We start from the raw sequence: 12,580 nt of genomic DNA, 5'->3' as shown, positions 1-12,580 counted from the left end.
CATGGCGGGGAAAGTTTTGGGGTTGCAGTGTGATTATGAGCCACTACCCCTACAGTTTTGTTTAAACCTAGATAACCAATGAGTGGGAGTAAGACCGAAGGCTTTCTTGAAGTGATTTGTCATATGGCTCTGGTCATTGAAACCAGCTGAAACTGAGGCGTACGACAACGAATAACCCTGGGTCAAATAGCGTTTTACGAACGCAAGACGCCGCATGGTCAAGTAACGGTATGGGCTTGTTCCATATAATGCCCTGAAATCTCTTGATAAACTCCACTTTTCACGGCCGCTCACCAACGCTAAATCATCAAGTGTGATATGAGAATCCAATGAATCGTGGATATATTCTCTAGCCTTTTCTGCAGCGTTATAGTCGTATGCCACCCTACCTCTTTTGTGACCGGCAACAGCAGAGAGAACATTGGCTAGTTCGAAGACGATATCTACCCCTTCAAGCTGCTCATGAGCAGTTTGGAGGTCATTCATAAGAAATTCTGTGGCGGCATAAAGCCGAGGGTCTGTGCTAACGCCACCCTTTATGTAGGGTAAGGTGCGGCCACCAAGCACCGCTTGAAGAGCAAAGGGTTCAATATACATGATGCGGTAGTGGAAGCCGTCATTCGTACCAGCCTCACCGTCGTGGAGTTCATCAGGATGAATCACAATGGTATTGCCCGGCAAGCTAGTTCTTTTTTCACCTCGGTAATTGAAGCAATGAACCCCTGCAAGGGTTCTACCTACAGCATACGTATCGTGCCGATGCGGCTCGAAGGCAACGCCAGAAAAAAAGGCTTCAAATCTTTCTATCTGGGTATTAAAAAAAGAATTTAGCATAGGCGGTAAGGTATCGGCTTCTGTCTGAATGCAGGGTTATCATGCAGCGGAATATATGAATAAGTAAAGCTAGTTAGCCAGTTTTGACAGTTTATATAGCCTGTCCTTGAAGCGCTCTCGTATTGCAGGCTATTCAGCTCAATACGTAATATAGAGTGGTGGCGACGACTGTCGTTAGGATCAGTCCACTTTTTAATATAACTGCCAATATGCCTACTGCAATAAAAGAAAAAATAGATAGGTTAAGCCCGTTAGCCATCTCTGGTATCACGATGTAAGTGATGAAACAAATAAAAATAGAAGTAGGCAATATTTCCTCAATTAGATACTGGGCTTTTGCGCCGAAGTTAATCGTGAACAAAGAGGGCAGAACTCTTATCATGACACTTGTAAGTAGAAGAGCCAAAATCACCAAAAAATTATCTACCATATTTGTTCCTCAATATTTTCTATTCAGTAGATAGGAGATAGTGGATAATAGAATGATGGAGGGGATCCAAAAGTAGATGCCACCAAGGGTGTAATAGAAAAGCCCGCTTATTAAAAAGCCTAACGTTGCCTTTGGAACAGTTATCAAACCACTTTTATAAGGTCGGTTTTGAAGATACGAGATGGCAAGAAAAAGAAGCACCAAGCTCGCAGGAATACTGGCATTGATGTCGTCAGGTAAAAGGTTGGGAAACAGCCCAGCTATAATGCCGCCTGCTACCCCAAAGAGTATCCAGGACAAGAAAATGGTGAAGCGAATTATCAGCATGGCTCTTTGGTTATGTCCCTGCTCAATAGCGTACGCTTCGTCGCCGAGTACATGGGACGCAAAAACCTTAAGCAACTTGTTTTTTGGTAATTTTTTTGAGCATGAAAGCGAAATTGCAAAATATCGGCTATTGATCATAGTGGTAACGAAAGCAATAGTTAAAAAACTGGCCCCAGACTCAGAGAGAGGTAGAGCGGCAAACTGCCCGCTCCCAGAAAAGCCTAGTAGGCTTACGAGAAAAATTTCGACAATGCTCCAGTCTGCTTTGTAAGCAGTAAAGCCGAATAGCATGCTAACAGGTGCTATTGCAAAGATGGCCGTTAATAGCAGCGGAAGCAGAACCCGATACTCTGCTGTATTTGAAGCAGAGAGCACTTTTTTGGTGTTTAAATATTTATTCATCATTGCCAATCACTTTTTCCCAAAATGTGAATTTTTTAGTTATGGCTAATGGGCTTACAGCAGAACATTGAAGCTAGCTGCTATGCTGGAAGCGTATGAGAAAAGTTGATAAGCGTATTGTAAGATCGTGCAGGTTTGTTGAGAGCGGAGTGAGTCTAGCCGTTATGGTTTTTCAATATTTTGTTTTCGTGCGTTGGCTTGGGCATCGCTGGCTGGCGAGTTTATCCACAATCACTTGGCTGGCTTCTTTGGTCGGGTTCAATGGCGAATACGGGCAACGTGGGGCCCGCCGCGGCTGCGTTAGCAAACGGCGCGTGATCATGAATGCGTACTCGCGTTTGAACCAAACGACCTGGATAGGTGCCTTAGCCATTAATAATACTGATACCTGACGGTTGAGAGCTATTCGCCGCTAAGCCTATTCGCCACTATGCCATGACGTTACCATCAAGGTAGCGTTTGCGTAATCAATCCAGCAGGATCAACTCTGCAGGAACAAACCAGTAGGAGAGTAACGATGTATATCGCGATGAACCGTTTTCGGATTGCCCCAGGCCGCGAAGAGGATTTTTTAGAGGTGTGGCGTAACCGCGACTCTCACTTGGATGAAGTGCCGGGCTTTAAACAGTTCAAGATGCTGCAGGGTGAAAGCCAGGAAGATCACACCGTGTTTATCTCCCACAGCGTGTGGGAGTCGGAAGAAGCCTTCCGCGCCTGGACTAAGTCAGATGCGTTCCGGAAGGCCCATGCCAATGCCAAGTCACCCGAAGGTATTTATCTTGGCCCACCAAAGTTTGAAGGTTATGAGGTGGTGCTGTAAGGCGTGTACGGCTAAACGAAGCAGGTTATCAGCGGGGTGGTTGCCCCGCTTTGAGGGCTTTAAAACAATGCCAAGCCAATAGAGAGCAGTACGCTATAAAGCAGCGTTGAAATGGCCGTTTTCTTCAGCATATTGGTCAAAATCTCGCCATTACGGGTATGGCTCAAAGTTCTGGCCGCGTCAGTTAGAGGTTTGGCCACCAGCAGGCAGCTCCATCCCTCCCACGGTACCGGCAGTACAACTAAATAGATCAAGGTGAGTAGCAGCGCGATGCCCAGCAGCGCCCAGTGGTAGCTAATCGCCTTAGTGCGGCCTAACCGCACCGCCAGGGTGATTTTGCCATTGCGTGCATCGCTCTCTATATCGCGCACGTTATTCACATTGAGCACGGCGGTGGCCAGCAGGCCGCAGGCGGCGGCAGGTAGAAATGGTAGCCAGCTTAACTGCTGTACATGCAGATAGTAGGTGCCCAAGACGCCAAGCAGACCAAAAAACATAAAGACCGCAATGTCCCCAAACCCTCGGTAGCCATAAGGGGTGCCACCTAGACCAACGGTATAGGTCACTGCTGCCAACAGGGCCGCAGCCCCTAAGAGAATGAAGATGAGGATTTGCCCCCACTGATTTCCAAACGCGGCGACTAGCAGTAACAGCCCCAGTAACGCGGCAAACGTTGCCGCAATGATCATTCCCGTGCGCATTTTTTCCGCGCTAAGCAAGCCAGAAGAGACCGCTCTTGCAGGCCCTATACGCTGTTCGTCATCAGCACCCGATGCAGCATCACCGTAATCGTTGGCTAAATTAGACAGCACTTGAAGCGCAATGGCGGTCAGTAGGGCAAGCACAAGCACTGCCATATTAAGAGCATCCACACTCGCGGCTAGCCCAGTACCTAGCAGAATGGAAGCACACGCTAGCGGTAGCGTTCGGGGGCGAGCGGCTAACACCCAGGCTTGGTAGTGGCGGCGCTTACTATTTTGATCCATTCCGTTGATATTCCTGTTGACCGTTTTCATTTAATAAACATTCGGCAATGTATGATTAAGTGCGGAAAAGTAGATCTAAGTCAAAATATGCCGCGTCATCTTGTCCCACACTGCAAGCACCCCTTGAGTAGGAGTTTACGCGATGATTGGCGACTTATTTAGACATAACAAATATATGGCGGTAGTTTGGTTACTGCTACGGCTCTATTTAGGCATCACCTGGCTAACCTTAGGCATCGGTAAAATGACCGGTGGCTTTAACGCCGAGGGCTTCTTAAGCAATGCTGTCGCCAACCCTGTGATGCGCGAGGGAAGCGCGGTTTATCCTAATTATGTCGCCTTTCTAGAGAATTTTGCGTTGCCCAATGCGGATGTCATTAATTTCATTATACCGCTGGGAGAAGTGTTAGTTGGTCTGGGTTTGATCGTTGGTGTGCTGACCTCGTTTGCTGCATTTTTCGCCATCGTGATGAACATGTCGTTTTTGATGGCAGGCACGGTGTCCACTAATCCATGGATGATTGCGCTGACTTTCTTGTTGCTGGTGGCGGGTGCCAATGCGGGGCGGTTGGGTGGCGATCGGTGGGTGCTGCCCTATATGAAAAAAAAGCTAGGCTTGAAGTACGCTGGTAGTTAATTGAAAACGCGGGTCTAACAGGCGAATTATGCACGTTACACACCCTATTGAAGCACTCAAACATCAGCTTGATGCGCTTCGTCATACGGATAAAAAAGGGTTTATGCGCCTAAATACGCCCTGTCAGGTCGGTAACCTGATGGGGTGGTTAAACGTGCAAAGCGTTTATCCCCGTCTCTATTGGCAATCCCGTGATGCTGGCGCCGTTGAGTATGCTGCGCTAGGGGTTGTTAGGGCGTTTGATTCGCTAGCCGCGCTGCAGGCCGACCTTGCCACACTGGCCGATAGTGGTGGCGAGCAGCCGGACTACTTCGGGGGCATGGCCTTCGACCCCGGTACGCCAGGGTGGGAGCACTTTCCGGGCTGCCACTTTTTGCTGCCGCGTATAGAGCTTAGGCGCCAGCAAGCGGGGGTGATGTTATCACTCAATCTGCGCTTTGATGATTGCTGCCCAGAGGCCGAGATAGCCCAGGCTCGTGCCTGTTTGGCTGCGCTGGAAGAGGAGCAACGGCTGCCTTGTTGGCTGCCGAATGTTTATCAGCGTGAAGACTATCCTGCGCAGAAAGAGTGGGCGGCGTCGGTAGAGCAGGTCACCCATCCTGATCACCTGAGTCACACACCCAAGGTGGTGCTCTCACGGGGAGACGTGCCTAACCACACCTGAAAACGCCCAGCCCTTGGGCGCTGCTAGCACGCTGGCAGGCCGGTGCCGCCGACTGTTTTCACTTTGGCGTCCAATTTACTCCCCATGAAGCCTTTATCGGCTGCCCGCCGGAACGGCTCTACAAGCGTAAAGGTAGGCATTTAATGACCGAGGCGCTGGCGGGTACCACACGTCGTGGGCAGGATACCCAGCAAGATCAAGCGCTTGCCGATGAACTGCTGGCCGATAAGAAAAACAGTCTGGAAAACCAGTGCGTATATCAGCAGCTTTTGACCCAGTTTGAGCCGCTCTCTTCTCACGTCCAGATGGGCGAGGCGCATATTGTTAAGCTGCGCTCGGTGCAACATATCCGTCGTCTGATTCACGCCGAGTTGCACCGAGACGTCACCGACCAGCAGTTGCTGGCAGTGCTGCCGCCTACCCCAGCGGTAGGCGGTGTTCCCCGCAAGTCGGCACTGGCATTTATTCGCCAACATGAGCGCCATCGACGCGGTTGGTATGCGGGCGTTTTCGGCCGAATCAGTCACACCAGCAGCGATCTGGCGGTGGCCATTCGCTGCGCCCATATCGGCCCAGAAACAATTCGCCTTTATGCCGGTGCAGGCATTGTGGCAGGCTCACAGCCAGACGAGGAGTGGCACGAACTGGATACGAAAATTGCTGACATTATGTCGCTGCTTGGGATGGGATAACGTAGATGACAGCACTGACATCGGACGGTTTTGTGAAGAGTGGTTTTATGGAAGAGTACGCCACCTTTAATCATGTATGGGCGGCACTAATGCTGGAGGAACTCTACCGCTTAGGCGTGCGCGATGTAGTCCTGGCGCCAGGCTCCCGTTCATCGCCTTTGACTATGTCCGCCAGCGAGCATGCCGGGCTGCGCTGCCACTGCCATTTTGACGAGCGTGGACTGGGGTTTATGGCGCTGGGCATTGCCCGGGGCAGTCAGCACCCGGTCGTTATTATCACTACCTCAGGCACCGCCGTGGCCAACCTTTACCCGGCGGTGGTGGAAGCCAAATTGCTCGGCGTCCCGCTTATTGTACTCTCTGCCGACCGCCCCATTGAACTGCTGGGTAACGGCAGCAATCAGGCGATTGACCAACGGGATATTTTCTCCCGCCACACCATTGTTCACCACGACCTGCCGCCGCCGGATGCTGAGATAAAAGCAGCGTTTCTACTCAGTACTGTTGATCAAGCTGTTGATCAGCAACGCCGTATGCCCGGGCCGATTCACATTAATTGCCGTTATCGCGAACCGCTTTACCCCGGCAACTGCCTGGTGGATACCGGTGATTATCTCGCCCCGCTAAGGGACTGGCTGACGACTTCAAAACCGTGGAGTGATTGGTCATTCAGTACTGCGGTTCCAGCGCTCAACAACGAGTGGGTAACGTTTGCCCAGCAGCGTGGCCTGATTGTGGTTGGCAGGGTTGATGACTCCCAGCAGGCGCAGCAGATTGTTGAGCTATCCAAGCAGTTGGGTTGGCCGCTACTGGCCGACATACAGAGCCAAATTCATTTTGACCCTCAAAATCTGATTCACTTTGATCTAGCGCTGCATGATGAGCGTTTCTGTGCTGAACTCGCCAAAGCCGAGGTACTGCTGCAGTTTGGTGGTCGGTTAATTTCGAAACGGCTAACGCAATTTATTGCCCAACAACCGTGGCAGGATGCCTGGTTGGTTGATCCGCTGCCCCAGCGGTTGGATCCCGACTACTGTGTTAAGCGCCGTTTGATATGCTCGCCCGCCGACTTTATAGCCGCTTTGCCAACGATACCTGAACAACCTCCCTGCCATCAGCTGGCCAGCCTCCAACGACGCACTAGTCAGCTTGTGGAAGAGCGCTGTACAGCATTCTCAGAGGTGGGAGTTTGTCACCTTTTAGCGCAGGTGGCTGAAGGGCAGTTGTTTATAGGCAATAGCCTGCCCGCGCGGCTAATGAATATGCTGGGTACGCATCGCCAAACGCCGGTACGGGTATTTGCCAATCGCGGGGCTTCCGGTATTGATGGTCTTATTGCCACGGCTTACGGCCTCAGTTGCACATGCTCAGAGCCGACTACTATTGTGCTGGGGGATACCAGCGCACTGCATGATCTCAACAGCTTGGCGCTGTTAAAGCAGGCCACGCAGCCTCTGGTGGTGGTTATCCTCAATAACGATGGTGGCAGTATTTTCCATATGCTGCCGGTGCCTAAAGAAGACGATCTGCTGGAGCGCTATTATCGCCAGCCCCATGGCTTACACTTCGAGCATGCGGCGAAGATGTTTGGACTTGGCTACTTCGCGCCAGAGTCACTGGATGCCTTTATGGCGGCCTACACTCAGGCCCTGCAGGCGGGCGTTACCTTGATCGAGATTAACGTGCCCCATCAGCAAGTAGCTGATGATCTCAAGCATCTTGGCGCAGCGATTCGAGGGGAGCCGCGTGAGTAGTAAACCTCAGGCGCCGACTCTGGTAATGCTCCACGGTCTGTTGGGCGATGCTCAGGACTGGGGTGAGATCATCGCTGGCTTGGAAGGCATCCGCTGCCTCGCGCTGGATTTACCCGGCCACGGTGAGAATCACCACGTGCAGGTAGGCTCTTTTGAGGCTTTTCACCACTGGCTTGGCGATACGCTGATAACTCACGGTGTTCGCCGTTTACTGCCTGCTGGGTTATTCCCTGGGCGGGCGCTTGGCGCTGTATCATGCCAGCCGTCAGCCACCGGGGCTGGAAGCACTCTGGCTGGAAAGTGCTCACCCAGGATTGCCCGCCAGTGAGCGTTCTGCCCGAATTGATCACGATGAGCACTGGGCAACACGCTTCGAGCAGGAACCATTGGAAAACGTACTTGCCGACTGGTACCAGCAGCCGGTGTTCGCCGACTTAACCGAGGTTCAGCGCGGTCGGCAGATTCAACGTCGGCTAGCGAATCATGGGCCAACTATTGCCAGCATGCTGCAATCAACTTCCTTGGGTCAACAGCCTACGCTTTGGCAGTGGCTGGAAAGCACCTCGCTACCGGTGGGGTACTTTTCGGGGCAGCGGGACATCAAGTTCCACACTCTGGCGTCTCATCTGGCAACAATGGCCCCGCGCCTGCGCCATATCACGCTGGAAGGGGGCCACAATCTTCATGCTGAGCAACCTGAGATGATTGCTCAGCAGCTCAATGCCTGGTATCGCACGCTAGGCTAATGTTTATCAGCTGATCACCATTAACCAGGGCAGGCCGACCACCAGCCAAACCACTAGGAATAGCAGCCCGAAGACCGCCCCTAGGCGCCAAAAGAGCGCGCTGGGCAGGTAGCCGCTGCCGTAGTAAACCGGGCTTGGCCCTGTGCCGTAGGGGGTCAGAATGCCCATAAAGCCAAGTGTGGGTAGCAGTAGCAGAACAAACATCTGCATATCCAGACCGGCAATGCCTGATGCCGCTGCCAGAATCACCGGTAGCAAGGCGGTAACGTGGGCAGTAACACTGGCAAAGAAGTAGTGCAGTAGATAGAAAATGACCACCAGCGCCACCATGGCCATTAGGGGGTTGAAGTGGCTTATTTGCCCGCCAACCACATTGCCAAACCAGTTAACGAAGCCGACTTGGCTGAGCCCGCCCGCTAGTGCCACCAGGGTGGCAAACCATACAAAGGTATTCCAGGCTGCTCGGTTATCGAGAATATCGCTCCAGGTCACAATGCCGGTTAACAGCATGCCGCAGATCACCACCAAGCCTACCAGCGACCCAGAGATAATATCGCCCGCAAAAATCCATAGCAGCAGGGCGGTGACCACCATAATGACCAGCATTATTTCATGGCGGGTCAGTGCTCCCAGCTTGGTTAACTCTTGCCCCGCCCAGTCGGAGATTTCATTCCCCGCTTTCACTTCGGGCGCGCATAGCCAGTAGCTCAGCAGCGGCACCAGCAGGAGCAGCAGAATGCCGACAGGTGCTACTGCCATAAACCACTGCCCCCAGTTGATATGAATACCTGTCGCGCTCTCGGTTAGCGCGATCGCCAATAGATTGGGCGCCAGAGCGGTCAAAAATAGCGAACTGGTCACACAGGTGGAAGCCAGCGCGGTCCACATCAAAAAGCTGCCCATGCGCTTCATGCTGGGGTCATTGGGGTGCGAATCGTAAAGCGGCGGCAGGTTGCGAATCACGGGGTAGATCGTGCCTGCGCTACGTGCGGTGTTCGAGGGCGTAAACGGCGCCAGAATGCCATCGGCAATCATCACCGCGTAGCCAAGAGTCAACGTACGTTTTCCCATTGCCTTGACCAGCCAAAGCGATATTCGCCTGCCGAGTCCGGTTTTTTCATACCCCAAGGCAAACATAAATGCGCCGAAAATCAGCCATACGGTGGAATTGGTAAAGCCCGACACCGCCCATGAGAATGCCTGGTTAGCAGCACTGAATCCGTCAGTCGCCAGTTGCTCCGGAGAGAACAGCACCCACCGGGAAAGTAGTGCCACCAGGGTAACGCCGACCAGGCCCACCACTGCGCCCGGCAATGGTTCAAGAATAAGGCCAACCACACAGCCGAGGAAAATGGCGAAAAAGTACCACGCATGAGGCGCAAGCCCCAGGGGAGTGGGTATCAGCGCGACGATGATAGCAACTGCTAGCGGCGCTAACAGTTTCCATCGCGGTGAGGGTTGAGCATCGGTCGTCATGCGGCACCTCTCTTCAGTGTTGGTAGTGTGCTCTTTTTGCTTGGTGGGCAGTGGTCTGCCCGGCAGTGAGTGATTTGAAGAGTAGGCGGTGCAGCACTAGGGTAAAAGTGATGCTAGCTCGATTCCTCCCTTTCTTGATGTACATCAATAGTCCTTTGGACTAATGAACAGGGCCTTCCCCTTGTATGGTAAGTTCGAATAGACAAGACGGCAGCGCAGATTGCCGCCAGTACCACCTTTGACTTGGCTAATGAAGGGGCTTTTCATGCAACAGCGAGATTTTGATATCGTCATTGTTGGTGGGGGTGGTGCAGGCTTACGCGCTGCTATCGGGGCTGCCGAGCAGGCCAAAGAGCAGGGCACTCCCCAGCGCATAGCGCTGCTGTCCAAGGTTTACCCCATGCGTTCCCATACCGTGGCGGCTGAAGGTGGCGCTGCCGCCGTCACCAGTGCCGAAGATTCCCACCAAGCGCATTTCGACGACACGGTGTCAGGCGGTGACTGGCTGGTTGAGCAGGGCGTCGTCGACTACTTTGTTCATCACGCTTATCAAGAATTGGTGCAGATGGAGCGCTGGGGCTGCCCCTGGAGCCGTAAAGGCGATGGCCAAGTGCAGGTGCGCCGCTTCGGGGGCATGAAAACCGCACGCACCTGGTTTGCGGCCGACAAAACCGGCTTTCATATGCTCCACACCCTGTTTCAGACCTCGCTGAAGTACCCAGAGATTGAGCGTTTTGATGAGTTCTTTGTGCTCGATCTGGCGGTACACGAAGGTGCGGTTATTGGCGTTATAGCCCTGCAGATCGCTACCGGTGAACTGACCCTGCTGCGCGCTAAAGCGGTGATTCTCGCTACCGGCGGCGCAGGGCGCTTGTTCCGCTTCAATACCAACGCGGGAATTGTCACCGGCGACGGCATGGCGATGGCCTATCGTCACGGTGTGGCGTTGCGGGATATGGAGTTTGTCCAGTACCACCCCACCGGCCTGCCCGGTTCTGGCATTTTGATTACCGAAGCGTGCCGGGGCGAAGGCGGCATTCTGCTCAATAAAGAGGGCTACCGCTATCTGCAGGATTACGGCCTGGGCCCAGAAACTCCGCTTGGCAAGCCGGAAAACAAATATATGGAACTGGGGCCACGGGACAAACTCTCCCAGGCCTTCTGGCAAGAGCAGCAGGCGGGCCGCACCGGCAAGTTTGGCGACAGCGATGTGGTCTATCTCGACCTGCGCCACTTGGGTGAAAAGTACATTCTGGAGCGCCTACCGTTTATCTGTGAACTGGCTAAATCCTATATCAATGTTGATCCGGTGAAAGACCCCATTCCCATTCGCCCGGCGGTTCACTACACCATGGGTGGGATTGAGACCGACCCTCAGTGCGAAACCTCCATTGCCGGGCTTTACGCCGCCGGGGAGTGTGCTTCAGTTGGTTTGCACGGTGCCAACCGCCTGGGCTCCAACTCGCTGACCGAGCTGCTGGTATTTGGCCGCTTAGCCGGTGAACAAGCGAGCCAGCGAGCGGCCAAAACCGAGTGGGCTGATGAGCGCTTGCTGGAAGCCCAGGGCGATCGCCAACAAGCCAAGCTGTTGCGGCTCTGTGACGGAACCGAGGGGGCAGAGAATTGGGTAGCACTCAAGCACGCCATGGTGCAAGCCATGGAGAGTGGCTGCGGTATTTACCGCACTGAAGAGGGCATGCGCCATTCGCTGGATACCATGCGTCAGCTACGTGAGCGCTTTAATAAGGTTCGCGTTAATGATACCAGCAAGATATTCAATACCGAGCTACTGGAATGTCTTGAACTGGAGTGTGGCCTGGATATTGCCGAAGCCTCTTGCTTAGGGGCGCTTGAGCGTCGTGAATCCCGTGGTGCCCATCAGCGCCTGGATGAAGGTATGCAGAAACGCGACGACGTTAACTACCTCAAGCACAGCCAAGTGTTTTATCAAGGCGATGCCCATGCCGAGCTACACTGGCAGGATGTCGATGTGCGGTTTTCCGCCCCGGCGGAGCGGGCTTATGGCGATGCGGGCAAGGGGGGCAAGGCATGAACACCCAGCAGATCAGCACCAAAAAAATCAGCGTTAAACGCTATTTGCCAGACAGTTCGGCTGAGTCCTACTGGCAGCAGTACGAACTGCCGGTGGACGACAGCACCTCTTTGCTGGATGCCCTCAACCACATTAAAGAACAGCTCGATAGCACGCTGAGCTACCGCTGGTCGTGCCGGATGGCGATTTGCGGCTCCTGCGGGGTCATGGTGAATGGCATTCCCAAGCTCGGCTGCAAAACCTTCCTGCGCGATTATGAAGGCGAGATCCGCATCGAGCCGCTATCCCACTTCCCGGTGCAGCGGGATTTGGTGGTGGATATGGAGATATTCCTTGAGCACCTGGCCGCGGTTAAGCCCTACCTGATTGATGACAACCCGGTAAAACCGTATGACCCCCAGGCGCCGGAAACCTATCAGCAGTCCCCTGAGCAGCTCGCCCGCTATAAGCAGTTCGCTAACTGCATTAATTGTGGCCTCTGCTACTCGGCCTGCCCGCAGTTTGGCTTGAATCCTGAGTTCCTTGGCCCGGCGGCGCTAACGCTGGCCCACCGCTACAATCTGGATAGCCGCGACCACGGCAAGAAGCAGCGCATGGCCGAACTTAACCGCCACGAAGGCGTTTGGAGCTGCACCTTTGTGGGCTTCTGCTCCAAGGTATGCCCCAAACACGTTGACCCCGCCGCTGCGGTCAATCAGGGCAAGGTCGAAGCGGCCAAACACACACTCATTGCGCTGTTTAAAGGGTAGGGGAGGAACG

Annotated in this window: 11 protein-coding genes and 1 pseudogene; 8 read left to right on the top strand and 4 right to left on the bottom strand. The window is 53.6% G+C overall.

What is annotated here, in order from left to right; translation table 11 throughout:
* Positions 1–33 precede the first annotated feature (33 nt).
* Together FDY98_RS18855 and FDY98_RS18850 are read right to left on the bottom strand one after the other, a co-directional pair.
* A complete protein-coding gene (locus FDY98_RS18855) occupies positions 34–834 on the bottom strand; it encodes a helix-turn-helix domain-containing protein (RefSeq protein ID WP_027965500.1) in 801 nt (266 codons plus the stop codon).
* Between the two features lie 439 nt (positions 835–1,273).
* A complete protein-coding gene (locus FDY98_RS18850; protein WP_051051757.1) occupies positions 1,274–1,996 on the bottom strand; it encodes an AzlC family ABC transporter permease in 723 nt (240 codons plus the stop codon).
* A gap of 514 nt (positions 1,997–2,510) precedes the next feature.
* On the opposite strand from FDY98_RS18850, the gene FDY98_RS18845 reads away from it, so the two are divergent.
* Entirely contained in the window at positions 2,511–2,813 is a 303-nt protein-coding gene (locus tag FDY98_RS18845) for an antibiotic biosynthesis monooxygenase family protein (RefSeq protein WP_022521683.1), read from the top strand.
* Between the two features lie 59 nt (positions 2,814–2,872).
* Here the strand turns inward: FDY98_RS18845 and menA are convergent, their stop codons facing one another.
* Positions 2,873–3,799, bottom strand: coding sequence for a 1,4-dihydroxy-2-naphthoate octaprenyltransferase (gene menA / locus FDY98_RS18840; RefSeq protein WP_027957071.1), 927 nt, complete (start codon positions 3,797–3,799; stop codon positions 2,873–2,875).
* A gap of 142 nt (positions 3,800–3,941) precedes the next feature.
* Between menA and FDY98_RS18835 the strand changes: the two genes are divergently transcribed.
* The 5 genes and pseudogenes from FDY98_RS18835 to menH all read left to right on the top strand — a co-directional run bounded on the left by FDY98_RS18835 (position 3,942) and on the right by menH (position 8,292).
* Positions 3,942–4,436 carry a DoxX family protein gene (locus FDY98_RS18835; RefSeq protein ID WP_027957070.1) on the top strand — a complete coding sequence of 165 codons (495 nt, stop codon included), beginning with the start codon at positions 3,942–3,944 and terminating at the stop codon, positions 4,434–4,436.
* A 28-nt stretch (positions 4,437–4,464) separates the two neighbouring features.
* Positions 4,465–5,100, top strand: coding sequence for a hypothetical protein (locus tag FDY98_RS28580; protein ID WP_340147055.1), 636 nt, complete (start codon positions 4,465–4,467; stop codon positions 5,098–5,100).
* Positions 5,097–5,792, top strand: a complete 696-nt coding sequence (locus FDY98_RS28575; RefSeq protein WP_340147083.1) for an isochorismate synthase — start codon at positions 5,097–5,099, stop codon at positions 5,790–5,792. Before FDY98_RS28580 ends, FDY98_RS28575 begins: the two co-directional genes overlap by 4 nt.
* Before the next feature lie 5 nt (positions 5,793–5,797).
* Entirely contained in the window at positions 5,798–7,546 is a 1,749-nt protein-coding gene (gene menD, locus FDY98_RS18825) for a 2-succinyl-5-enolpyruvyl-6-hydroxy-3-cyclohexene-1-carboxylic-acid synthase (protein WP_101148334.1), read from the top strand.
* Positions 7,539–8,292: pseudogene (menH, locus tag FDY98_RS18820) on the top strand (2-succinyl-6-hydroxy-2,4-cyclohexadiene-1-carboxylate synthase). The gene menD and the pseudogene menH overlap by 8 nt, the downstream one beginning before the upstream one ends.
* 6 nt (positions 8,293–8,298) lie before the next feature.
* Here menH and FDY98_RS18815 read toward each other — a convergent pair.
* Complete coding sequence (locus tag FDY98_RS18815) at positions 8,299–9,768, bottom strand: anion permease (protein ID WP_027957066.1); 1,470 nt, start codon at positions 9,766–9,768, stop codon at positions 8,299–8,301.
* A 265-nt stretch (positions 9,769–10,033) separates the two neighbouring features.
* Between FDY98_RS18815 and frdA the strand changes: the two genes are divergently transcribed.
* Positions 10,034–11,821, top strand: a complete 1,788-nt coding sequence (gene frdA / locus FDY98_RS18810) for a fumarate reductase (quinol) flavoprotein subunit (protein ID WP_022521692.1) — start codon at positions 10,034–10,036, stop codon at positions 11,819–11,821.
* A complete protein-coding gene (locus FDY98_RS18805) occupies positions 11,818–12,570 on the top strand; it encodes a succinate dehydrogenase/fumarate reductase iron-sulfur subunit (protein ID WP_155706082.1) in 753 nt (250 codons plus the stop codon). The genes frdA and FDY98_RS18805 overlap by 4 nt, the downstream gene beginning before the upstream one ends.
* Positions 12,571–12,580: the final 10 nt, after the last annotated feature.

Origin of the sequence: Halomonas sp. PA16-9 (assembly GCF_009728585.1) — a bacterium.
Taxonomy (GTDB): Bacteria; Pseudomonadota; Gammaproteobacteria; order Pseudomonadales; family Halomonadaceae; genus Vreelandella; species Vreelandella titanicae.
This window is presented reverse-complemented; position numbering and strand designations above follow the sequence as displayed.

Excerpts from the sequence above, each read along its gene's own strand:
- FDY98_RS18855 (WP_027965500.1), bottom strand. The coding sequence starts at position 834 with ATGCTAAATTCTTTTTTTAATACCCAGATAGAAAGATTTGAAGCCTTT.
- FDY98_RS18850 (WP_051051757.1), bottom strand. The coding sequence starts at position 1,996 with ATGATGAATAAATATTTAAACACCAAAAAAGTGCTCTCTGCTTCAAAT.
- FDY98_RS18845 (WP_022521683.1), top strand. The coding sequence starts at position 2,511 with ATGTATATCGCGATGAACCGTTTTCGGATTGCCCCAGGCCGCGAAGAG.
- menA (WP_027957071.1), bottom strand. The coding sequence starts at position 3,799 with ATGGATCAAAATAGTAAGCGCCGCCACTACCAAGCCTGGGTGTTAGCC.
- FDY98_RS18835 (WP_027957070.1), top strand. The coding sequence starts at position 3,942 with ATGATTGGCGACTTATTTAGACATAACAAATATATGGCGGTAGTTTGG.
- FDY98_RS28580 (WP_340147055.1), top strand. The coding sequence starts at position 4,465 with ATGCACGTTACACACCCTATTGAAGCACTCAAACATCAGCTTGATGCG.
- menD (WP_101148334.1), top strand. The coding sequence starts at position 5,798 with ATGACAGCACTGACATCGGACGGTTTTGTGAAGAGTGGTTTTATGGAA.
- FDY98_RS18815 (WP_027957066.1), bottom strand. The coding sequence starts at position 9,768 with ATGACGACCGATGCTCAACCCTCACCGCGATGGAAACTGTTAGCGCCG.
- frdA (WP_022521692.1), top strand. The coding sequence starts at position 10,034 with ATGCAACAGCGAGATTTTGATATCGTCATTGTTGGTGGGGGTGGTGCA.
- FDY98_RS18805 (WP_155706082.1), top strand. The coding sequence starts at position 11,818 with ATGAACACCCAGCAGATCAGCACCAAAAAAATCAGCGTTAAACGCTAT.